19 protein-coding genes are annotated in these 21461 nt (G+C 62.5%); 11 read left to right on the top strand and 8 right to left on the bottom strand.

Going from position 1 to position 21461, the window contains the following annotated elements:
- Positions 1 to 75: 75 nt before the first annotated feature.
- On the bottom strand, positions 76 to 558 hold the full coding sequence (locus AC3WWH_RS19890) for a hypothetical protein (protein WP_058322131.1): 483 nt from the start codon (positions 556 to 558) through the stop codon (positions 76 to 78).
- Positions 559 to 1088: 530 nt separating this feature from the next.
- Between AC3WWH_RS19890 and AC3WWH_RS19885 the strand changes: the two genes are divergently transcribed.
- The 4 genes from AC3WWH_RS19885 (at position 1089) to AC3WWH_RS19870 (ending at position 8840) form a co-directional block, all read left to right on the top strand.
- Positions 1089 to 2843, top strand: coding sequence for a hypothetical protein (locus AC3WWH_RS19885; RefSeq protein ID WP_058322132.1), 1755 nt, complete (start codon positions 1089 to 1091; stop codon positions 2841 to 2843).
- Between the two features lie 130 nt (positions 2844 to 2973).
- Positions 2974 to 5010: a type I secretion protein gene (locus AC3WWH_RS19880; protein ID WP_245299109.1), complete on the top strand. Its 2037-nt coding sequence runs from the start codon at positions 2974 to 2976 to the stop codon at positions 5008 to 5010.
- Between the two features lie 20 nt (positions 5011 to 5030).
- Entirely contained in the window at positions 5031 to 7493 is a 2463-nt protein-coding gene (locus AC3WWH_RS19875; protein WP_058322134.1) for a type I secretion system permease/ATPase, read from the top strand.
- A gap of 6 nt (positions 7494 to 7499) precedes the next feature.
- Positions 7500 to 8840 (top strand): HlyD family type I secretion periplasmic adaptor subunit, encoded by a 1341-nt coding sequence (locus AC3WWH_RS19870; protein WP_058322164.1) that lies wholly within the window; start codon positions 7500 to 7502, stop codon positions 8838 to 8840.
- Positions 8841 to 8944: 104 nt separating this feature from the next.
- Here AC3WWH_RS19870 and AC3WWH_RS19865 read toward each other — a convergent pair whose 3' ends face one another.
- Positions 8945 to 9568 carry a hypothetical protein gene (locus AC3WWH_RS19865; RefSeq protein WP_058322135.1) on the bottom strand — a complete coding sequence of 208 codons (624 nt, stop codon included), beginning with the start codon at positions 9566 to 9568 and terminating at the stop codon, positions 8945 to 8947.
- A 559-nt stretch (positions 9569 to 10127) separates the two neighbouring features.
- Here AC3WWH_RS19865 and AC3WWH_RS19860 point away from each other — a divergent pair.
- The 5 genes from AC3WWH_RS19860 to AC3WWH_RS19840 all read left to right on the top strand — a co-directional run bounded on the left by AC3WWH_RS19860 (position 10128) and on the right by AC3WWH_RS19840 (position 14187).
- Positions 10128 to 10403, top strand: coding sequence for a hypothetical protein (locus AC3WWH_RS19860; RefSeq protein ID WP_058322136.1), 276 nt, complete (start codon positions 10128 to 10130; stop codon positions 10401 to 10403).
- Between the two features lie 132 nt (positions 10404 to 10535).
- A complete protein-coding gene (locus AC3WWH_RS19855; protein ID WP_058322137.1) occupies positions 10536 to 10952 on the top strand; it encodes a hypothetical protein in 417 nt (138 codons plus the stop codon).
- Positions 10953 to 11081: 129 nt separating this feature from the next.
- On the top strand, positions 11082 to 12053 hold the full coding sequence (locus tag AC3WWH_RS19850; RefSeq protein WP_058322138.1) for an aldo/keto reductase: 972 nt from the start codon (positions 11082 to 11084) through the stop codon (positions 12051 to 12053).
- Positions 12054 to 12190: 137 nt separating this feature from the next.
- Positions 12191 to 13753, top strand: a complete 1563-nt coding sequence (locus AC3WWH_RS19845; RefSeq protein ID WP_058322139.1) for an adenylate/guanylate cyclase domain-containing protein — start codon at positions 12191 to 12193, stop codon at positions 13751 to 13753.
- Between the two features lie 53 nt (positions 13754 to 13806).
- Positions 13807 to 14187 carry a VOC family protein gene (locus tag AC3WWH_RS19840; protein ID WP_058322140.1) on the top strand — a complete coding sequence of 127 codons (381 nt, stop codon included), beginning with the start codon at positions 13807 to 13809 and terminating at the stop codon, positions 14185 to 14187.
- A gap of 67 nt (positions 14188 to 14254) precedes the next feature.
- Here AC3WWH_RS19840 and AC3WWH_RS19835 read toward each other — a convergent pair whose 3' ends face one another.
- The gene (locus AC3WWH_RS19835) at positions 14255 to 14680 is read right to left on the bottom strand and encodes an OsmC family protein (protein WP_058322141.1); all 426 of its coding nucleotides are present in this window, start codon (positions 14678 to 14680) and stop codon (positions 14255 to 14257) included.
- Positions 14681 to 14837: 157 nt separating this feature from the next.
- On the opposite strand from AC3WWH_RS19835, the gene AC3WWH_RS19830 reads away from it, so the two are divergent.
- Positions 14838 to 15320, top strand: coding sequence for a methyltransferase family protein (locus AC3WWH_RS19830; RefSeq protein WP_058322142.1), 483 nt, complete (start codon positions 14838 to 14840; stop codon positions 15318 to 15320).
- Here AC3WWH_RS19830 and AC3WWH_RS19825 read toward each other — a convergent pair.
- Together AC3WWH_RS19825 and AC3WWH_RS19820 are read right to left on the bottom strand one after the other, a co-directional pair.
- A complete protein-coding gene (locus AC3WWH_RS19825; RefSeq protein WP_058322143.1) occupies positions 15304 to 16515 on the bottom strand; it encodes an amino acid aminotransferase in 1212 nt (403 codons plus the stop codon). The genes AC3WWH_RS19830 and AC3WWH_RS19825 overlap by 17 nt on opposite strands.
- A 25-nt stretch (positions 16516 to 16540) precedes the next feature.
- Positions 16541 to 17452, bottom strand: a complete 912-nt coding sequence (locus tag AC3WWH_RS19820; RefSeq protein ID WP_058322144.1) for a DMT family transporter — start codon at positions 17450 to 17452, stop codon at positions 16541 to 16543.
- A 116-nt stretch (positions 17453 to 17568) separates the two neighbouring features.
- On the opposite strand from AC3WWH_RS19820, the gene AC3WWH_RS19815 reads away from it, so the two are divergent.
- A complete protein-coding gene (locus tag AC3WWH_RS19815; protein ID WP_058322145.1) occupies positions 17569 to 18024 on the top strand; it encodes an Lrp/AsnC family transcriptional regulator in 456 nt (151 codons plus the stop codon).
- Positions 18025 to 18048: 24 nt separating this feature from the next.
- On the opposite strand, the gene fabF is transcribed toward AC3WWH_RS19815, so the two are convergent.
- The 3 genes from fabF to AC3WWH_RS19800 all read right to left on the bottom strand — a co-directional run bounded on the left by fabF (position 18049) and on the right by AC3WWH_RS19800 (position 21300).
- On the bottom strand, positions 18049 to 19317 hold the full coding sequence (gene fabF, locus AC3WWH_RS19810; protein ID WP_058322146.1) for a beta-ketoacyl-ACP synthase II: 1269 nt from the start codon (positions 19315 to 19317) through the stop codon (positions 18049 to 18051).
- 130 nt (positions 19318 to 19447) lie between these two features.
- Entirely contained in the window at positions 19448 to 20641 is a 1194-nt protein-coding gene (locus tag AC3WWH_RS19805; protein ID WP_058322147.1) for an acetyl-CoA C-acyltransferase, read from the bottom strand.
- A 59-nt stretch (positions 20642 to 20700) separates the two neighbouring features.
- Entirely contained in the window at positions 20701 to 21300 is a 600-nt protein-coding gene (locus AC3WWH_RS19800) for a TetR/AcrR family transcriptional regulator (protein WP_113398744.1), read from the bottom strand.
- Between the last annotated feature and the right edge of the window lie 161 nt (positions 21301 to 21461).

Here is a 21461-nt window from a genome sequence, read left to right as displayed (position 1 = left end):
GGGCGGATATGCGGCCGGCCCGTTTTATGGCATGGGCGCCTTCTGGTGTTTCAGTGGCCCTTGCGGTTAGCCGCCTCAACGGGGGAAGGAATAGCGCTCGACGATCGACCAGATTTCCCTGTTGACCCCCTGCAACTGCTCGATGACTTCGTTGATCCGCGAAATCTCCGCATCGTTGATCTGCTCGATCTTGCCGTATTTGATCGTGTCCTTGCTGTCGAAGATCGCCATCAGCTGGGTGCTTGCCTGGTCTCCGGTCTCGTCGAAAGAATAGATGCAGTGGCTGTATTTGTTGCGAAGCTTCGCTTGCCGGCCGAGCTGCTGGGTCAGCGCGAGGATTTCCTGCCGTTGGTTCAGAGGTGTCTTGTTTATTTTGGCCAATCGCTCGACCAGCTCGATCCGAGCCCGCGTCGTATTCAACGTCAGGAAGATGATGATCGCGGTTTCCTTGTCCACGCGTGCAAGACCGGCGATCAGATAGATGAGCAGGCTTTCCGTGTTGGTCCAGGTGTAGTTGAGCTGTCCGATCAGGAGAAGGATGTCGTGAAATCTCGCCATGGGCACCTGCCGAGCTTGTTGTTCAAGAACCATAGTGTTTCAGAATAGCGCATTCCCCTCGTCAGTACATTCTCCCAATAAGGCTATGCGGCGCACGCATTCGGTGCCGTTGAGCTTTGTGCAAGGAATCCGTTTAAAAGCAATTTCTAATAGGTACTACATTGGGCGGACCGGCGGCTAAGTCAATGCTACCCCGGCAAGGCTAGCCCGAAGTGGCAGCTTACAACGCATGTCTGTTTGCGACAGACTGCCTCCGTAATCGGCGAGCAGGACGTGTTCAGGCCTTTGAGGGCTAGTACTGCAGCGAATTGGAGAATGCCCTTTTCAGAACCTGAAACCGCTGCTCTCCACCAAGTGAAGGGAGAGTCAGCTCAATATTAAATTGATTGCATATTAGAGCATATAGGCGCGCAAGCGCCTCGGAGGATCCAAGCTTTCATCAAATCCAACCGCAGCCCGCCAATGGCCCAAATCCGCGTAAGAGAAGAATGCGGTTCGGCTATGGCGGCCTCAACTTGAGGTGATATGTCATGAGCAAGGACAAGAATATTCTGTTCCCATGGGACCCGAGCCAGGATCAAAGCCAGGACCAGGACCAGGGTCAAGGCCAGGGTCAAGGGCAACTGCAAGCTGAGCTCCAGGCCCAGCTCCAAGGTCAGGGACAAGGTCAGGGACAAGGCCAGGGACAAGGCCAAGATCAGGGCCAGGGTCAAGGACAAGATCAGGGCCAAGGCCAAGGTCAGGATCAGTCGCAATACAGCGAATCCTACAATGGCAACCTGAACGGCAACGGCAACGGCAACCTGAACGGTAACGGCAACCTGAACGGCAACGGTAACGCCAACCTGAACGGTAACGGCAACCTGAACGCCAACGGTAACCTGAACGCCAACTTCAACGCAAACAAGACCGACGTTGACGTCGACGTCGACAGCAAGACCAAAGTCGACGTGGATGTGGACATCGACCTCGACGGCTACAAGCCGTCGGACGACGACTTCAACGACATCGACCATTCCAAGATCGACGGCATGGCGAGCACGAGCTTCAAGGACATCTTGAATGACTCGCTCAACGGCAACAACAACGTTGCCAATGTCTTCAGCCAGAACGCCATCATGTCGGACGACGACAAGGCTGAAAACATCCACAACAGCGGAAAGCTGTACCAGAACGGCAGCGCCTGGGGTGGCACCGCCAAGTCTGGCGACGGAATTAGCTCCGGCTCTGACGGCGGCGACGGCGGAAGCAAAGCTTATGCCGATGGTGGCGCCGGTGGTGACGGCGGTCACACGGTCGGCGGCTTTGCCGCTGGCGGTAAGGGTGAGGGCGGTGATTCCGACAACGACGGCGACGCAACTGGCGGGCACGGCCTTGGTGGTATTGCAGCCAGCGTTGGCGTCGGCGCCGATGGCACAAGCGGTGACGCGAACGGTGGTGCCGCCACAGGTGGTGCCGGTGGTCAGGGTGCTGCTGGTCTCGGCGTAGGTCTTGGCCTCGGTCTTGGCCTCGGTGTCGGCGCAGCAGGCGGCGGTGATGGTGGCGACAGCACAGCCGGCGCCGGCGGTCAGTCTGGCAACGTCCAAAGTGGGAATGGTGACGGCGGTGACGGCGGTGATGCTGGTGACGGCGGCGACGCTGGCGGCTTCATCCTGCCGATCCTGAACTTCGCTGGCGACGGCGGCGACGGCGGCGACGGCGGCGATGGCAACAGTGTTGCACTCGGCAAGACCGGCAGCGCTGACGGTGGCGAATCGGGCGATGCCGGCGACGGCGGCAATGCTTTCGGCGCAGGCCTCGGGGCTGGTGGCGGCTACGGCGCAGGCGTTGGCTACGGCGGTGACGGCGGTGCCGGCGGCGGTGCCAGCGCCAACGGTGGAGCCACGGGTGATGCCTATGGCGGTGACGGAACCGGTGGCGCGGCGGCCGGTGGCCATGGCCTCGGCGGTCTTGCTCTCACGGGTTCGTGGGCCAGTGGCGGTGAAGGCGGTGCTGCCTATGGCGGCGACGCCTGGGGCGGAGACGGTGGTGCCGGCGGCAACGGCGGCTTTGCCACGAATGGCGACGGTGGTGCAGGTGGCAATGCCGGCACTTGGGGCTCCTTCAATGGCGGCGACTCTGTGGTCGAGGGGCTCTCCCAGGCGACGGCAGATGCCGTGATCGACACCAACGCCTTCAACCAGCAGATCGTGCTCGGCGCGAACCTGCAGGGCAACACCATCGACATGACAGTCGTCGGTGGCGACTACCATGCCGACGTAATCGGTCACGACGACAACGCTTGATTGTAGTCGACGCGGCCGGTTGCGATCATTCGCAATCGGCTTCGAACAGGGCTGCGCGGGTCTCCCGCGCAGCCCGTCATGACCCGATGCGCTTAGGGGCACTACCGGCGGCAAAAAGGAGGCCCTGACCTTGTATTCCGCAAAAATCACCGAAACGATTGCCCATTTTATCGGTCTCTTCCAACTCTCGATCGAAGACGCCCGCATGCGCGAGGCACACGAGAAGTTCGACCCCGACCGAGAGGTTCACAAGGATCCGAAGGACCTTGAAACCGCGCCCGTCAAGGTGACGGCGCCCTACGACCTCGACGACTTCAATCCCGACGTTCCCTACCGGCCGCTCGATACGGACATTTATATGCCCGAGCCCTACGGATACGCTGGCTTGCCCTTCCCGGAGTACCCACCCTCTGAAGGGATGTACGGTCGTCCGGAAACCGATGGCGCCGTGCAGAACACGTCGTTCAAGTCGACCTACTTCAGTACCCCGCAAATTCAGCCGCCCGGCTCGGTCGTGGTCTACAGTCAGCAGACCGCCGAACTCTCGGACAACGACTATGTCAACATGGGCGGACACGGCCTGAAATCCGTCCTGCACATCGATAGCAGCGCAGTCATGGCCGAACTCATCGAAGGCTCGCTGCAGATTTCACCGCTAGGCCTCGAGGATCCCGCAGGCTCTGCCGAAACCGTCGCCAGCCTGGTGACGACCACCGCTGCGACGCTCGATGCCTACTCTGCCGGCGGTGAAAGCCAGGTGGGCGGGCTGGCCGCCAGCACATTCGTCGCGAAGGCAGGAACGCTTGAAGGCGTTTATGTCAACGGCGAACTCGTGGAGACCGCACCCGTTCTCAACGACCATTTGCCGAACCAGGACGAAACCGAGGAAACGCCGGAACCTAAACTGACGGAGGGCCCGAAGGAGGCGAGCGGTGCCGTTGCGCACGGCGAAGGCGCCGTTCCGATCTCAACCTCGGTCGAACTGGAGGCCGGCAGCAACACGCTGGTCAACGAGGTTGTCATCACAAACAATTGGCTGCAGTCGAACGTCCTCGCCGTTGCCGGCGACCATGTTCAGCTCAACGCCATCGTCCAGACCAATGCCTACTACGACAGCGATCTGGTAAGCTCCGCGCTTTGCGGCGGCAGCCTGGCGGCGGACAAGGCGACCGAAGCGCTCAACATCGCGTCATTCAAGCACGTCGCTTCCACGGGAACGACACATAACGAGTCGGGTGTTTTCCCAAAGGCATGGGCGATCACCGAGGTCAAGGGCGACCTGATGATGGTGAACTGGCTCCAGCAGTTCACGTTCATGTCCGACCACGACACCGCTATCCTGGCGGCCTCCGGCTCCAAGCTTTCGATCATCGCCGGCGACAACACGTCCGCCAATCAGGTGTCGCTGCTTGAACTGGGGTTCCGCTACGACCTGATATTTGTCGGCGGAAACGTCTTCGACGCCAACATCATCCACCAGACGAACATCCTGCTCGACAACGATTTTATCGGCGCCGTCGGCGGATTCCAGATGAGCGGCAACGGATCCGTCTCGACCGGCGGAAACCTGTTGTGGAACCATGCCAACATCGTCGAGGCCGGTGGCGCCAGCACTGTCAACCCGATGTCGGAAGGGTACCTGTCGGCCCTGCAAGACTTTGCGGAAGGCAAGAACCCTTCGTCGAAGGATTTCATGCACGACGCCGCATTTGCCGGACTGCTGGGGCTGCGTGTGCTCTATATTTCCGGCGATCTGCTCAGTCTCAACTACATTTCGCAGACCAACATCCTCGGCGACAGCGACCAGGTGACGCTGGCAATGAACGCGCTGACGGCACTCCCGGATGCGGATTGGACCATTTCAACCGGCTCGAACGCCCTCTTGAACTATGCCGGGATCGTCGATGTCGATACCGGCAAGACAATTTATGCGGGCGGTGAGGTCTATTCGGATGAAGTTCTCATCCAGGCTGAGCTGGTGAAGAACGACCCCTTCCTCGGCGGGCAGGATCCGAATGCGCTCGCGAGCGAAGCGGTGGTCTTCCTCGGCGAAGGCATGCTCTCCCCGGACACCGGTGATCAGACGCAGGACGATGCGTCGCCGAACCCGACATCACACACGATAGAGACGGCGAGCTGCGATCCCATGCATAGCATGGTCGCTTGATCGGGGCGCGGGGGATACTCATGACCGACCGCATCAATCCCGTCCGGCTGGTACGAACTGACGCCGACGACACATTTTCTCCGAATGGCGATGACGCGGGCCGGCAGCCGGAGACGCCGGATGCGGACGCTGCGCGGCAGCAGTTCCTCCGCAGACTTGACCAACAGGAATACATTCTGGATCGCGCTGTTAAGGAGATCGACGGGGTGGCGGACCAACTGCGAAGAGCGGCGGCAAACGGCGCCAATGAAAACGAGAACTGGGCCAATAAGGCAGCAGTCCCGGTTCTGGGACCGGGCGCCAGGGTCGCGAGCGTCACGCCCGCGCCCATCGACACTACCCCCCCGCCGACAAACATCGCACCCGCGACAGTGAAATCCCCGCCTGCATCAACAGCTACTGAGGCAGCCAGCGTCACATCGCGGGCCTGGCCTCCAAGAGCCGAGCCCAATTCCCGGGTCGAGACGCCTCCGAAGAACGAGACACCGGCCAAGACGGAACCCCTGTTTGCACTGCGCGATCGGATATCGGTGGAACGGCAACCGTCTCAGGGCGAGCAAAAGCCGGAGCGACGCGCTGAGCGGCCGGTTATCTGGCCGACGGCCGAGATGAAGGAGAAGAGCTCGCCGTCGGGCATGGTCGTGATCGATGGCGATCGCGGTCCCATCAAGGCCGACGAGCGGTCCCCCGGCAATGGCGGCGGCTCGTCGAGCGGCAATGGCGGCGGCGGAGGCGGAGGGGGCGTCTTCCACAAACGCCTCGGACCGGTCGATTTTTCCGCAAGCCTCAGGGCCGGCGTCAAGGCGATCCGGCAGAACCTGATGATCGTGATGATCTTCACGATCGTAACCAACATCCTCGTACTCGCCATCCCGGTGTATCTGTTCCAGATTTCGGACAGGGTGCTCACCAGCCGCTCGCTCGACACGCTGGTGATGCTGACCGCCCTGATCGTCGGTGCGGTGTTGCTGCAGGCGATTTTCGACGGCATTCGCCGCATGATCCTGATGCGGACCGCGGTTGAGGTCGCTGCCCAGCTCGGGGCTCCGATCCTTAGCGCGGCAGCCAGGGCAGCACTCCACAGCAATGGGCGGGAGTATCAGACGCTGGGCGATCTGCAGCAGCTCCGCTCCTTCCTGGTGTCGGGCACGCTGCTTTCCTTTCTCGATGCCCCGATGGCGCCGCTCTTTGTCGTTGCGGTGTTTCTGATTCACCCGCATCTCGGCGCCATCGTCATCACATCGGCATTTCTGCTTCTGATCGTCACGCTGTTGAACCAGAGAGCGACGGCCGCCGCCTTCGGCGATGCCACCACTTTCCAGACGAAGGCGAACCTTCATCTTGATTCGATGTCCCGCAACTCGCAGATCATCAATGCGCTGGCAATGATCCCGGAAGCCGTCCACCTCTGGGGTAAGGACATGGCCGGCTCGCTGAAAGCGCAGGTTCTGGCGCAAGACCGCAACATCGCCTTTGCGTCACTCTCCAAGGCCGTGCGACTGCTCACCCAGGTGACGATGCTCGGTTGGGGCGCCAATCTTGCTCTCCACGGTCAACTGACGGGTGGCATGGTAATCTGCGCCTCGATCATTGCCGGCCGGGCGCTCGGCCCGATTGAAGGCGCGATCGAGGGGTGGAGCCAGGTTATCCAGTCGCGCGCCGCCTACGGGCGCATTGCCTCGCTCCTGCAGACGTCGCCGCTCAACTTCGAGCGGTTGAAACTGCCGCGTCCGGAAGGGCGCCTCGACGTCGAGCGGTTGCTCTTCGTCCCACAGGGCACCAAACGTGTGGTTCTCAACGGCATCACCTTTGCGCTCGAACCCGGTGACTCTCTTGCCGTGATAGGCAGTTCCGGTGCTGGCAAGACGACGCTTGGCAAGATGCTCGTTGGCTCCATTCTGCCGACCTCTGGCAACGTCCGGCTCGACCTCATGGACCTGAGGAACTGGGACCAGCGTCAGTTCGGCGAGAGCATCGGCTATCTGCCGCAGGATGTGCAGCTTTTCCCCGGAACGATCAAGGCCAACATCGCCCGCATGCGCGAGGATGCAACGGACGCGGAGATCTATGCCGCTGCCAAGCTCGCCGACGTGCACGACATGATCGCCATGCTGCCGCATGGATATGAGACCGTCGTTGCCGCTGACGGCTCGCCCCTGTCGGGTGGACAAAAGCAGCGCGTGGCGCTTGCCCGTGCCTTCTTCGGCAATCCGCGCATGGTGGTGCTGGATGAGCCGAATTCCAATCTGGACACGTCAGGCGAAGCGGCGCTGACCCGGGCGCTCGCGCATGCCAAACGCGAGAAGATCACGGTCATCACCATTACCCAGCGGCCCGCTCTTCTCAACAGCGTCGACAAGGTCCTGCTCCTGGTGAACGGCACGGTTGCCCTGTTCGGCCACCGACAGGACGTTCTCAAGGCGCTTGCTGCCCGCGGCGTGAATACTGAAGGCAACCCGATCGACCAACCCCAGCTTCCGTAGGCGATGATGACGGACATAGCCAAAGTACATGACCTGACTTGGTACGCAGAGGTGCCGCGCTCGATCTGGAGGCACACCATGATCGGCATGGTGTTGATGGTGGCTACGGTCGGCGGCTTCGGCCTGTGGGCCTTCACCGCCCCGCTGGCCGCAGCCATCATCGCGCAAGGCAGCTTCGTCGCCACCGGCCAGAACAAGGTGATCCAGCATTTCGAAGGCGGGATCATCAAGGACATCCTGGTCAGCGAGGGCGATCACGTGACTGTCGACCAACCGTTGGTGCTGCTGGACGAGACGGCGGCGCTCGCCAATGAGCGTCAGTTCTTTCTGCGGCGGGCACGGCTGGAGGCGATCGTCGCCCGCCTCAACGCGCAGACGCACGGTCTGAAAGCGATCGTTTTGCCCGAGATCCTGACCCCGCACCTGAAAAATGACCCGGAGATCGGCCCGATCGTGCAAAGCCAGCAACTCAGCTTCCAGACCTGGAGGAGCAAGCTGGAAAGCGATCTCGGCTTGCTGAGACGCAACATCGAGAGCCTGGAATTCCGGTCGCAAGGCTTCTCGGAGCAACTGAAGTCGGTTCGGGAGCAGCGCCGGCTGCTCCAGGAGGAATATGAAGGCAAGAAGACGCTGCTTGCGAAAGACCTGATCCGCAAGACGGAGATCAAGACCATCCAGCGGGCAATCGCCGACGCAGAAGGTCAGATCGGCAGGCTGATGTCCGAAGTCTCCGAAACGGGCTCCCAGATCCTCAAGCAGGAACAGCAGGTCAACCAGACCGAACAGAGTTACCGCGAGGCGGCGCAGGACGACTTGCAGAAGGCAGAGGCTGAACTGGACACGGTGCGCGAACAGTTGCGCGGGGCCACCAATGTTCTTCGCCGTGCCACGATCAACGCACCGGTGACCGGTACCGTGATCAGGATGCATTACCACACGTCCGGCGGCGTTATCGAAAGCGGCAAACCGATCATGGAGATCCTGCCAGCTGACGTGCCGCTGATCATAGAGGCCCAGGTGCTGCGCACCGAGATCGACAACATCAAGGTCGGCGAGAAGGCAACCGTACGGTTGACGGCTCTCAACCAGCGCACGACGCCAGTGCTGAACGGCCAGGTCTTCTATGTATCGGCCGATGCCCTGCCGGTGCAGACTCAGGAGGGGACGCGCGAGGTTTACGTCGCCCGCATCAGCCTGCCGACAAGCGAGCTTGCAAGGGTGCATAACTTTGCCGTGACGCCGGGCATGCCGGCGGAAATCCTGATCCAGACCGCTGAACGGACCTTCTTCGACTATCTTACCAAGCCGATCCGCGACAGCATGGCCCGCGCCTTTATGGAAAACTGACAGAGGCTCTTCGAAGGCTATTCGCTGAGCCTGGCTGGGGGCTTTCTCACGGGATTGATGACGAACTCGGGGAGGGAGGAGGCCGTCAGCTTCTCCCCTCTGGTTCAGTTCGCGGCGAAGCAATAGAAGAGGCCTTCGCCGCCCGTACCCTTGAAGGCTTCGACGGTGCAGCCTCCCCGCGTCGTGTGTGACGAGTTCCAGGATTTGGCCTCGGCGGAATCGTTCAGGCCCGCACGGTCGCTGTGACCGACGATTGCCGCGCCGTCGGCGCCGCCCATCGTCCAGTTGCCACAGGTATCCGGCGCCGCAGTGCCATCGGCCTTCGAGCCGGTCAGGATGTCATGACGGTTGGGTGTGTCGCCACGCCCGTTGATGACCTCGCCTTTTTCATTGAGCGCGGTCTGTTTGGTGAGGTTGTTCTTGTCGCTGTGGAGCGAGGCCACGTCGTCGGCGATCTTCTCGCCCTTGGCGTTGTACCATGGCCCCTTGCCGATCCGGTCTTTGGCATTTTCGCCGTCGGTGGACAGATAGGCTTTCCACGTCTTGCCGGTCGAGCCGGCCACCTTTGCCAGGGTGTCGCAATAGGCGTCTGCGCCCGTAAGCCCGCCAAGATCGCCACCCTTTCCGGGGTTCACGCTGGTGACGAAGAAACTCATGCTGGTGTCCTGGGCATGGGCCGCTCCGGAGCAGGCCAGGACGAATGCGAGAGCTGCAAGTCTGCTTCTCATTGGTCTCTCTCCCATCAGGTTTTCGAGAAGCCTATCGATCGCGCCTGGCGGAGTAAAATCGAAATGGCGTGATGAACGAGGGGAAGTGCCCCTCTGAAACGCATGCGCCAGGCATCGTGTTGCGCGCGGGGCGCATGGCTGGCTTGCGAAATCCCATCTACGATTTCGGCGCGGTCGCTGTATATTCAAATCATCGAAGCGATGCACCTCCTCCCGCAAAGCTTCGACAGGTAAACGACCTTCTCCTCCTCCCAAAGGTCGTTTGCGAGATCAGCGCCACTCCTCCTCCCAAGGTTGCTGATCGGTTTTCTAAGAGCCTGCCGCTCCTCCCGCGGCGGGCTCTTTTGTTTTCACCGGATGGGACGCCAGCTTGCGCACGTCGCTTTCTTCGGAAGCGGCAGCTACACCCGCTCGATCATGGATCGCGTTCTGCCGCTTGCAAAGGCGCAGGGCTACGAGGCCGATAATCTGGTCTGTGCAGGCGACCTGCTGCACGCACGCCCGACCCCGATGAACATACAAATGCTTCCTCGATCTCGGCGTCTGGCCGGCGCTGGCGGTGGTCAAAGTCGACGATACCGGCGTCGGCATCGACGAGGGGCGCGAGGCCGGCTGCTGGACCGTCGGGCTCAGCCTGAGCGGCAACGAGGCTGGGGTGACGCCTGATGAGCTCGCCAGGATATCGGACGTTGAAAAGAATGCGCTTCGGGAAAAGGCCTCGGCGGTGCTGAAGAGACATCGGCCGGATTACATCATCGATACTGTCGCTGACCTCCTGCCGGTTCTCGATGAAATCGAACAGAGGCTGGCGAAGGGAGAGCGGCCCCGCACCTGAGCGATGCTATTTACTCCCTCTCCGGACGCCGCGTCGTCCGCAGCATGGACCTGACGCGACGGCGGATGATGACAGGCACCAACTCTGCGGAACAAAGTGCCGGCTAGATAGTTGAACCTCCGGGAGGTTCCAATGTCGATCCGGCACTTGAAATCCAATGTGGAGCAGAAATCGCCGCGGTGGGCGTTCCACCATGGCGCGGGACGTCTCCGCCGGGCGGAAAGTGACGATACAGGCAGCCGACTGGTCGCTGAAGGGCAGCGTGAGCAGATCGTCGACGCGGGCGACGGCGGCCTGGTAGCGCCGGACCTTGCAGCCACCCCCGTACCCGATCGCAACCGCCAACCGCCTCCACACGACTACAGTCGTCCCGCGACGAAGATCGGCAAGCTGCTTTCCACCCAGGCTATGCGCGACGAAGATGGCGCCGGCGGGCCGGTCTGGTTGGCCGTGCTCGGCGATAATACCAGCGAAGCCATGCGACAGTTCATGGGGCTGGTGCTCGCCTTTATCTTCCTGTCCGCAGTCTTTTTCTGGTTTCTTGCGTAGGACGACGAAAACGAGCGTGGTGTGACTGGAAGTCACCCGATCGCGCAACGCCGCCACGGTTGACGACCAAAGGCCGAACCCTAGATTACCGGCGACATCCCGCCTCCTTCCAACGCCAGCGAGCTCATCATGCACTACAGAACCTTCGGCCGTAGCGGCCTTCGTGTTTCCGAAATCGGTTATGGTGCCTGGGGCATCGGCAAGAGCCATTGGCGGGGAGCGAGCGATGACGAGTCCGCCCGCGCCCTCAATCGCGCCGTCGATCTCGGCCTCAACTTCATCGATACCGCGCTTGGCTACGGCCAAGGCCACAGCGAGAAGCTGATCGGGGCTTTGCTGCGCGAGCGGTCGGAGACGATCCATGTCGCCACCAAGATCCCGCCACAGAACATGCAATGGCCTGCCCACGCCGGCACGCCGGCCGAGCAGACCTTTCCGGCCGATCATGTGATCGCCTGTACCGAGACGAGCCTGCGCAATCTCGGCGTCGAGACGATCGACGTGCAGCAGTTTCATGTCTGGTCGGATGAGTGGGTCGGCCGTGGCGACTGGCTGGAGGCGGTCGAGCGACTGAAGCGCGACGGTAAGATCCGTTTCTTCGGCGTCTCGATCAATGACTACGAACCCGACAACGCGCTGAGGCTGATCGAAAGCGGCGTGGTCGACAGCGTGCAGGTGATCTACAACATCTTCGAACAGGCGCCAGAGGAAAAGCTGCTGCCCGCCTGCCTAAAGCACAATGTCGGCGTCATCGTCCGCGTGGCGCTGGACGAAGGCGGTCTGACCGGCCAGATCTGTTCCGACACTGTCTTCCCCGAGGGCGATTTTCGCGAGACCTATTTCCGCGGCGAGCGCAAGCGCGAGGTCGAGGAACGCACGCAGAAGATCGTCGAAGACCTGGAGATCGCGCCCGATGCGCTCGCCGAAACGGCGCTGCGTTTCGTGCTCAGCCATCCCGCGGTCTCAACGGTTATCCCCGGCATGCGCTCGGTTCGCAACGTCGAGCGCAACTGCGCCATCGGTGACGGCCTTGGCTTGCCGGACGCTCAACGGGCAAAGCTGAGCGCCCACCACTGGCGGCGCAACTTCTATCGGGATTGAGCGGCCCGGCGGGCATTGGCTGCCTGGCTGTTTAGACACTCCCCCAAGGGATCATTGCCGTCGGGCGACTGCTCTTTCGGTGCCCCCGCGCGCCTGGATGTGCTATCCATATGGTTGCAGGAGCCCTGGGGGCGCCGATGGAACAAAAGCTATCCGTCATCATGGCCGCGGACGTTGCCGGTTATAGCCGGCTGATGGAGATCGACGAGAAGGGTACGCTTGCGGCCCTGATGGCTCATCGACAGGAGCTTTGGGATGTCGAGGTCGCCGCGCATCATGGGCGTATCGTCAAGCTCATCGGCGACGGTATGCTGGTGGAGTTCCGTGCGGTGGAAGACGCAATTCTCTGCGCTGTCGAGATCCAGCGCGGTATGCGGGGCAGAAACGCAGGCATACGCCCGGATCGCCGGATAGAATTTCGCATCGGGATCAACATCGGCGACATCCTGTTTGAAGACGGCGACGTCTATGGCGACGGCGTCAATGTGGCGGCGCGCATCGAGGGCCTCGCCAAACCGGGTGGGGTATCCGTCTCCTCCTCGGTCCACGACACCTTGGGCGGTCGCCTGGGCATCCGCTTCGAGGATGCGGGCGAGCAGGCATTGAAGAACATCGGCCGCCCCGTCCATATCTACAATGTCTTCATCGACACCGCCGGGTCTGGGCCTGCCGCGCTCATGGCGCCACCATCACAAGAGGTTCGAGAAAATCCCCCGGTCAAGTCGGGCCGGACGCTTCTCCATGTGTCACGCTTCGCGAATCTGAGCGGCAATCCCGACCAGGAGTATTTCGCTGCCGGCATAACGCAGGATGTCGTCGCGGCATTGTCGCGCTTCTCCGGCTTGAACGTGATTGTTCGGGCGCCGCGTGTCGAACCGCAACACCACGCGGCCGCCTGCTACTCGCTTGAAGGCAGCGTCAGGCGCGTTGGCGACCGCGTCAGGGTCAATGCCAACCTGACGAACGCCACTGGCGAACACATCTGGGCGGAGAAACACGATTTCGACGTCATCGACGTGTTTGACGTCCAGGACGAGTTGTCCCGCTCGATTCCGGCCGCCTTGAATGTCAAAATCGAAGAAGCCGAACGATACAGGGTTCTCGCCGAACCGCTCAAAGGGTCGAGCGCTTACGATTTCTATCTGCGCGGCCGGCATATTGAAAAGAGCCTGAAACCGAATGAGGTCAGGTTGGCGAAGGAGATGTTCCTGGCAGCGATTGATGCTGATCCGGCTTATGCGCGCGGATATCTCGGGCTGGCCTGGCTGGAGATACGCAAGCTGAAGTGGAACGAGCGCGTTGACATGAAAACGACGCTCGCCAATGCCTTCGCCTGGGCAGGCAAGGCGCTGGAGCGTAGCCCCCATGACGCCGACGTCCACTGGGCGCTCGGCGTCGTGCATCTGTGGAGGCGAGAGGCTGAGCGGGCAATCGGGTGCTACGAGCGCGGTCGCGAACTTGCGCCCAACAATTGCGATTTGCTCGCGGAATATTGCGATGCTCTGGGTTATCTCGGTCTTCTCGCTGCAACCTACGCGCAACTTGGGCGGCTGGAGGGCGCACGTCGTGCCGCCGCCGAACTCCTGAAACTCAATCCGGAATTCTCGATCGAACGATACAGTGCCCGCGCGCCTTACCGGGACACGACGCTGCTCGCGCGATATGTTGAAGGCTTGCGGCTGGCCGGATTGCCGGCTTGAGATCCAATCAGCGTCAGGGGGCCGCATCAGCCGATTCAGTTGGAGCGAATGCAATGTCGGAAACGGTCAATGTCCGTTACATGGTCGACGACGTCGAGGCGGCGGTCGCCTGGTACACGGCCCATCTCGGCTTTTCGCTGCTGTCGAGCTACGCGCCGGCCTTCGCGGATGTACAGCGAGGTGCACTGCGGCTGCTGCTCAGCGGGCCGACGAGCTCGGCGGGCAGGCCGATGGCGGATGGCGAGAAGCCGGGGCCCGGCGGCTGGAACCGCATTCACCTCATTGTCGATGACCTCAACGCCGAGGTAGAGCGGCTGCGCCGCGCCGGCGTCAGGTTTCGCAACGACATCGTCACAGGCCCCGGAGGGGCGCAGATCCTTTTGATCGACCCCTCCGGAAATGTCGTCGAACTGTTTCAGCCGGCGCGCCGGTAACTCTGGCGCCCTGGACACGTTCCTTGACGCCGCGCGTACCGTTGGAAATGCGAGAGGCGGATCTGGTCTAGGCGGCGCTGGTGTCGACCACTTCGAAATCGTGCGTGATCGTCGCGGTCTTGGCGAGCATGGCCGAGGCCGAGCAGTATTTTTCGATCGAGAGCGATATGGCGCGTTCGACCTTGTTGACCGCCAGCCCACGTCCCTTGACGATGAAATGCATGTGGATGCGGGTAAAGACGCGCGGTTCCGTCTCGGCGCGGTCCGCATCGAGTTCGACGATGCAATCCTCGACCGGCTCGCGACCCTTTTCCAGGATGTGGACGACATCATAGGCCGAGCAGCCGCCGGTGCCGATCAGCACCAATTCCATCGGGCTCGGACCCGGCGTGCGCCCTTCCTCACCGAAGGCGGTTCCCAATACGACCTTGTGGCCGCTTCCGGACTCTCCGACGAAGGTCCGGTCTTCCACCCATTTGACGCGTGCTTTCATGTGTCTCGTCCTGTTGCAGCAATGTCCGGATCATTGACCCGCGCGGCCGATGACCTCCAGTTCACATACCGTTTCGAACGATTTTCGCAAATGCCTCGCTTCCGGTAAAATGCCAAGCCTGCGCCATGTGCGCGCGAAACAGGCGAGGATTGATCGGATGAACGAGACGACCGGAAATGCGCCCGACAGTTCCGGCGCGGTGGTGCACCCGCCGATCGCCTGGGTGCTGGCGGTGGGTGGCGGTCTCGTGCTCGACCGGCTTTACCCGTTGCCGTTCGTGCCGGAGATGGTGCCTGGCGCTTTGGTTGGAGGACTTGTGTTTCTGGCCGGTCTCGCGCTGCTCGTCTGGGCAGCGATGACCTTCGGCCGTGCAGGAACCGACATACCGGTCAACCGCCCGACGTCAACGATCGTCGAAGCAGGTCCCTACCGTTTCACCCGCAATCCCATCTATATCGGGATGTTCCTCGGCCTGATCGGCTTTTCCGTCGTCTTCGATAGCCTGTGGCTGCTGATCCTGCTGGTCCCTTTCTACCTCGTCATCCGCTATGGCGTGGTGGCGCGCGAGGAGGCCTATCTCGAGCGTAAGTTCGGTGACGTCTATCGGGCTTACAAGACGCGCGTCAGGCGCTGGCTTTAGCGGCGCGGACGAAGGACGGAGAGCTTGAAACCGCCCGGAGCGCATCGGCCAGACGCTCGACGTCGCGCGGCAGTAGACCGGCGATGTTGATGCGTCCGTTCGCCGTTCCGTAGACGCCGTAGTCCTCGCGGAGCCGGTTCATCTGGCGCTGGTCGAGCGGCAGCAGCGAGAACATGCCTTTTTGCCGGCGCAACGCCTGGAATTTCTTCGGAGCGCCGCATCCGGCGAGCGCATCGGCGAGGCCGCTGCGGATCTCGGCTACGCGGCGGCGGCTCGCCTTCAGTTCGGCAAGCCACATCCCGGGGTTTTCGAAGAGGCGCGCGGCAATCGCGGCGCCGTGCTCCGGCGGCATGGAGTAGTTGGCCCGGGTGATCCGCTCGACCGTGGCGCGTATATTGGCGAGCGGGCCCCGATCGGGTGCGATCACCATCGCCGCGCCGGTACGTTCGCAATAGAGACCCATGTTCTTGGAGCAGCTTGCCGCGACGAGCACCGTGTCGAGTTCTTGAGCGAAATGCCGCAGGCCCGCGGCATCCTCTTCGATCCCGTCGCCGAAGCCCTGATAGGCCATGTCGATCAGCGGTATCAGCCGCTTGTCTTCGCAGAGTTTGGCAAGGCGCCGCCACTGCTCCGGCGTCGGATCGATGCCGGTCGGATTGTGGCAGCAGCCGTGGAGGAGAACGACGTCTCCCTGGCGGGCCTCCCCAAGATCCGCGACGACGGCGTCGAGATCGAGGCCAGCCTCGTTCTCCTGCCAGCGGAACGACCGCACGGCGAGGCCCGCGGCCGTCATGATCGGGCGGTGGTTCACATAGCCGGGGCTGGTGTTCCAGACCGTCGCGTGCGGCGAGACGAGCGCGATGAAATCCGAGAGGATCCGGAGCGCTCCGGTGCCGCCGACCGTCTGGATCGTGCACTGGCGGTCGAGCGCTTCCGCACCTTCGCCGAGAAGGAGCCTGGACATTCCGTCGTTGAATGCCGGGTTCCCGGACAGTGCCCTGTAGGACTTGGACACAGCGGCGGAGGCGAGACGCGCCTCAGCGTCCTGGACCGCTCGCATGACAGGTGTTTGACCCGAAGCATCGCGATAGACGCCGACGACGAGGTCGATCTTGTCGGTGCGACGATCCTGCCGGAACGAGCTGATGAGAGCCCACAACGGATCGGGTTCGGCGATTGGCAGAGCAGCGAGCATACTGGGTTCCCTATCGTTCTTGAAACTAGTGGCGGTTTGCCAGGATCACGCCCGTCGTGATGACGAGGATGCCGATGGCGGTCGCGAAGGCGAGCGCCTCGCCAAGGATCGGAATGGCCATCAGGCTTGCGAGCGCCGGCGCGAGCGAGCCGATGGTCGCGCTTCTGGCAGCGCCGAGCCGCGAGATCGCGAAGGCGTAGCCGACGGTCGAAACGAGACCGACACCGAGCCCCTGCACCAGAATGAAGGGCAACGCCTGGTGCCAGGAAAATTGCCCGATTTGCGTGGTGACGGCGCCGGTCAGGAGCAGGGGGAGGAGGATGACGAGCGAGCCGATGGAGAGCAGCAGTCCATTACTGATCGCATCCACTCCGGTGCGGCGCAGGCCGATCGTATAGGCGCCCCAGATGAGGCTTGCGATCAGCAGCAGGCCGACGCCGCGGAGGGTTTCGGTCGTCACCGCATGCTGCTGCCCGGCGACAATGCCGATGACGCCGGCAAGGATCAGGGCGAGTGGCAGCCAGCGCTTCCTCGGCACACCCTTTCGATCAAGCAGAAGGACGAGCAAGGCAACGGATAGCGGCGTCGTTCCGGCAACGAGTGCGCCAACATAGGCCGCGGAGGTTGCCTTGGCACCTTCCGAGACGATGAAGAAGAACGGTACCCCGCCGAGCAAGACGAGGGCCGCATCCAACGGCCTGACTTTGCGAAGTGCGGAAAGGCGCTGGGGGATGGCCGGCAGTAGGGCGAGGATCGGGATCGCGAAACGAATGAGGGCGACGTCGGCGGTGGCAAGCGGCGAGGCCCCGATCGCCCGCATGGTCAGCGCGAAGCCCGCCCAGACCAGCACGACGATGGACAGCACGATGTAGCCGACTGTCGTCGGTGTCAGCCATCCGCTTCTCGATTGCTGGAAATCTGACGTCACGTCGGTCATGCGGGGCCTCATCGCTAGGATGGCTCACATGATATGCTTCTCGCGCAGTCGATATCTTGCTATTTCACTCGCCGTTTGCATAGAGTTTGGCAGAATCTGCCATCGGGGAGCGGCGAATGGACGAGAAGGACATGCAGATCATCTGGGCGCTGCAGAAGGACGGCCGCCTTTCCAATCAGGATCTCTCCGAGAAGGTCGCGCTGTCTCCGTCTCCGTGCCTCAGACGGCTGCGTCTGCTCGAGGAGGCGAAGATCATCAAGGGCTATACGGCGATCGTCGACGAGGAGGCCTATGGTCTGCCGATCACGGCTTTTGTCCGCATCCGGCTCGAGCGCCATTCCGAGACTTCCGTCGCTGCCTTCGAGCGCAAGGTGAGAACGATCGACAACATCCAGGATTGTTACGTCATGACCGGCGAAGCCGACTATCTGCTGCGGGTCCTGGTGACGAGCCTCAAGGACTACGAGCAGTTCGTCCGCACGCAACTGCACAATATCGAGGGCATTGCCGCGATCGATACCAGCTTTGCCTATGGCACGGTCAAGCGCGCGACCGTCTTTCCGCGCCTGTGAGCGGCCAGCGAATGCCGCGCCTCGTCACTCCGCCCAACGTCGGAAGACAACGCTGGCATTGACGCCACCGAACCCGAAGCCGTTGGAGATGGCATAGTCGAGCGACAGCTTTCGTGCCGCGCCGCAGACAAAGTCGATACCGTCCGCAGCCGGATCCGCCGTTTCGAGATTGAGGGTCGGTGGTGCGATCTGGTCGCGCAGCGCAAGCACGGTAAAGATCACCTCCAGACCGCCCGCTGCACCCAGCAAATGCCCGGTTGCGGATTTCGTTGCGCTGACGGCTATTTCGCCGTTACGACCAAAGACCGACTTGATCGCTTCGATTTCGCCCATGTCGCCGACCGGCGTCGAGGTCGCATGAGCATTGAGATGGCGGATATCGCTTGGCCTAATGCCGGCCTGGGCGATGGCAATTTCCATTGCCCGCCGGGCGCCTGCACCGTCCTCCGGACCTGAGGTGATGTGGTGGGCATCGGCCGTGGTGCCATAGCCGACGAGTTCGGCGATCGGTGTGGCGCCGCGCGCCAATGCATGCTCGAGCGTCTCGATCACGACGATGCCTGCGCCTTCGCCCATGACGAAGCCGTCACGATCGACATCGAAGGGCCGCGAAGCGCGATCGGGCGTCTCGTTAAAACCGGTCGACAGGGAACGGGCAGCGGCAAAACCGCCGAGGCTGATGGTGTTGATGCAGGCTTCCGCCCCGCCGCAGATCGCAATATCCGCCTCTTGCGCGCGGATCAGCCGGGCCGCGTCGCCGATCGCCTGGACGCCTGCGGCGCAAGCGGTCACCGGCGCGCCGATCGGCCCTTTGAAACCGTGACGGATCGAAACCTGGCCGGCGGCGAGGTTCACGAGAAACGATGGCACCGTGAAGGGCGAGAGCCGCCGTACGCCGCGCTGATCGACCGTTCGGACCGCCTCCGAGATTGCCGGGAAACCGCCGATGCCGGACGCGATCACCGTGGCCGTGCGCTGCTGTTCGATCGCGGTTGCGGGCTTCCAGCCCGCTTGCTCAATTGCCTCTTCCGCCGCGGCCAGTGCCAACAGGATGAAGCGATCCATCTTGCGCTGGTCCTTCGGCGGAATGATCCGATCGGGATCGAAGCCAGCCGTTGCGTCGTCCGCGGGGGTAGGCACCGTCCCGCCGATCTTGCTGCCGAGTTCGGCGACGACCTCTTCCGGCAGACGGCGAAGCCCCGAGTTTCCGGCAAGAAGCCGCGACCAGCTTGCCTCTACGCCCGCTGCCAAAGGGCTGATCGCCCCCATTCCCGTTACGACGATGCGACGCATCGGTTCTCCTGACCTGGGTTATGCAATCCGAACGGAAAGCCGCTCGTGTTGTTCCTGCAATTGCTCGCGGATCCGAGCCGCAAGGCGCGAACGGCCGCAGCACGGATGACCTCTCTCATGTGCATGGTCCTTAGCGTGGGCGCTCGATGGCAATCGCGGTCGCTTCGCCGCCGCCGATGCACAGGGCAGCGACGCCGCGCGAAAGCCCTCGCCGCGACAGTGCGTGAAGCAGGGTCACGATCAGCCGCGCGCCGGTCGCACCGATCGGATGGCCGAGCGCGCAGGCGCCGCCGTTGACGTTCAGCCGGTCGCGGGCGATGCCGAGATCCTTGGCCGCGGCCATTGCCACCACGGCGAAGGCTTCGTTGATTTCGAAGAGATCAACGTCGTCGACGCTCCAGCCGGTCTTTTCCAGCAGCTTGCGGATCGCAGGAATAGGTGCCGTCGTATACCAGGCGGGTTCCTGACTGTGCGTCGCATGCGCCTTGATTTCGGCGAGGATCGGCATGCCTTCGCGCTCGGCGATCGAGCGGCGGGTCAGGACGAGCGCCGCCGCACCATCGGCATTGGCCGACGCGCTAGCGGCCGTGATCGTGCCATTGGCGCGAAAAGCGGGCTTCAGGTTCGGGATCTTTTCGGGCGACACCTTCCGCGGATGTTCGTCGGTATCGATGACCGTGTCTCCGCCCTTGGCCGCGACGGTGATCGGCGCGATCTCGTCGGCAAAGGCCCCAGTTTCGATCGCGGTGCGGGCGCGTGTCAGCGTTTCGACCGCATAGGCGTCCTGATCGGAGCGGGTAAACCCATAGGCTTCGGCCGCTGCCTCGCCGAAATCGCCCATCGGCCGGCCGGGTTCATAGGCATCTTCCAACCCGTCGAGCATCATGTGGTCGAAGATTCGGTCATGCCCGGCGCGATAGCCGGCTCGTGCCTTGGGGAGCAGATAGGGCGCGTTCGACATCGACTCCATGCCGCCGGCGACCGCGACATCGATCGACCCGGCAAGGATGAGATCATGCGCCAGCATGGTCGCCTTCATGCCGGAACCGCAGACCTTGTTGATCGTGGTGGCGCCGACGGCATCGGGCAGACCCGCGCCGCGGGCTGCCTGCCGGGCCGGGGCCTGTCCCTGGCCAGCGGGAAGCACGCAGCCCATCAGCACCTCGTCCGGGCGATCGGACGAGAGGTGTGCCCGTTCAAGTGCGGCACGGATGACGTGGGCGCCGAGCGCGTTCGCCTGGGCCGGCGCAAGATCGCCGAGGAAGCGGCCAAGCGGCGTGCGCACCGCCGATACGATGACGATGGGGTCGGATGTGCTGGACATGGTCCGGTCCTTTCCGGCTGGAGGGAAACCCTGAACGTTTCGTGGGGGATCTTTGCCTGCTACTGCAGTGGCGACGCCTGCGACGCCCCTTCGTCGGCAAGCAAGCTCTCGGCCGCCGCCTTCAGGAACCGGTTCGAGAGTTGCTCGTCATCGACTGCGCGCGAAAGCACCAGCGCACCGACCATGGTCGAGAGCGCGACGATCGATTGGTCACGCACTTCCTTGCCTGGTTCGGGTGGAACCACCCCATCGAGAATGTCGAGATGACTGTTGATGCCGGCCTCGAACGCCTGGCGCAAAGCAGGGCTGCGGCGGGCGGCTTCCGTTGCGAGCGCGGCCAGCGCGCATCCGTCGGCCTTTTCGTGGCGATGCGCATCCGACAGGTAAAAGCGGAGCAGGGCGCGAAGCGGCTTTCCGGCCGCCTTGGAGATGACCCCGGCCCAGTTCGCCACGCCGCTCTCCAGCGCCTTGGAAGAAGCCTGAGCGATGAGGTCGTCCTTGGATTCGAATTGCTTGTAGAAACCGCCTTGGGTCAGGCCGGCGCCCTTCATCAGGTCGTTCAGACCGATTCCGTCGAAGCCTCTCTCGCGGAAGAGGCGACTTGCGACCTCGATGACCGTTCGGCGGTTTTCCTCCGCCTGTGCGCGGCTTACTCTCATTGTCTGCTCCCATCAGGCACATGCAACAAAGAGATTATATTGCGACCACCATCTAATTGTCAAGTATAGATGGTGGTCGAAATCTTAATGGCGGTTTGAGTGGTTGCGACGAGGAGGCTCAGGCGCCTAGAGCATCCTCCTCTCAAGTGGAATCACTTGAG

It is taken from the genome of Ensifer sp. EB106-03-01-XG145 (assembly GCF_058792075.1).
The sequence above is the reverse complement of the archived record's forward strand: the minus strand, read 5'-3'. Positions and strand labels throughout refer to the sequence as shown.

Bases quoted from the DNA above. Each gene is read 5' to 3' on its own strand.
- AC3WWH_RS19890 (WP_058322131.1), bottom strand. From the start codon at position 558: ATGGCGAGATTTCACGACATCCTTCTCCTGATCGGACAGCTCAACTAC.
- AC3WWH_RS19885 (WP_058322132.1), top strand. From the start codon at position 1,089: ATGAGCAAGGACAAGAATATTCTGTTCCCATGGGACCCGAGCCAGGAT.
- AC3WWH_RS19875 (WP_058322134.1), top strand. From the start codon at position 5,031: ATGACCGACCGCATCAATCCCGTCCGGCTGGTACGAACTGACGCCGAC.
- AC3WWH_RS19870 (WP_058322164.1), top strand. From the start codon at position 7,500: ATGACGGACATAGCCAAAGTACATGACCTGACTTGGTACGCAGAGGTG.
- AC3WWH_RS19865 (WP_058322135.1), bottom strand. From the start codon at position 9,568: ATGAGAAGCAGACTTGCAGCTCTCGCATTCGTCCTGGCCTGCTCCGGA.
- AC3WWH_RS19855 (WP_058322137.1), top strand. From the start codon at position 10,536: ATGTCGATCCGGCACTTGAAATCCAATGTGGAGCAGAAATCGCCGCGG.
- AC3WWH_RS19850 (WP_058322138.1), top strand. From the start codon at position 11,082: ATGCACTACAGAACCTTCGGCCGTAGCGGCCTTCGTGTTTCCGAAATC.
- AC3WWH_RS19845 (WP_058322139.1), top strand. From the start codon at position 12,191: ATGGAACAAAAGCTATCCGTCATCATGGCCGCGGACGTTGCCGGTTAT.
- AC3WWH_RS19840 (WP_058322140.1), top strand. From the start codon at position 13,807: ATGTCGGAAACGGTCAATGTCCGTTACATGGTCGACGACGTCGAGGCG.
- AC3WWH_RS19835 (WP_058322141.1), bottom strand. From the start codon at position 14,680: ATGAAAGCACGCGTCAAATGGGTGGAAGACCGGACCTTCGTCGGAGAG.
- AC3WWH_RS19830 (WP_058322142.1), top strand. From the start codon at position 14,838: ATGAACGAGACGACCGGAAATGCGCCCGACAGTTCCGGCGCGGTGGTG.
- AC3WWH_RS19825 (WP_058322143.1), bottom strand. From the start codon at position 16,515: ATGCTCGCTGCTCTGCCAATCGCCGAACCCGATCCGTTGTGGGCTCTC.
- AC3WWH_RS19820 (WP_058322144.1), bottom strand. From the start codon at position 17,452: ATGACCGACGTGACGTCAGATTTCCAGCAATCGAGAAGCGGATGGCTG.
- AC3WWH_RS19815 (WP_058322145.1), top strand. From the start codon at position 17,569: ATGGACGAGAAGGACATGCAGATCATCTGGGCGCTGCAGAAGGACGGC.
- fabF (WP_058322146.1), bottom strand. From the start codon at position 19,317: ATGCGTCGCATCGTCGTAACGGGAATGGGGGCGATCAGCCCTTTGGCA.
- AC3WWH_RS19805 (WP_058322147.1), bottom strand. From the start codon at position 20,641: ATGTCCAGCACATCCGACCCCATCGTCATCGTATCGGCGGTGCGCACG.
- AC3WWH_RS19800 (WP_113398744.1), bottom strand. From the start codon at position 21,300: ATGAGAGTAAGCCGCGCACAGGCGGAGGAAAACCGCCGAACGGTCATC.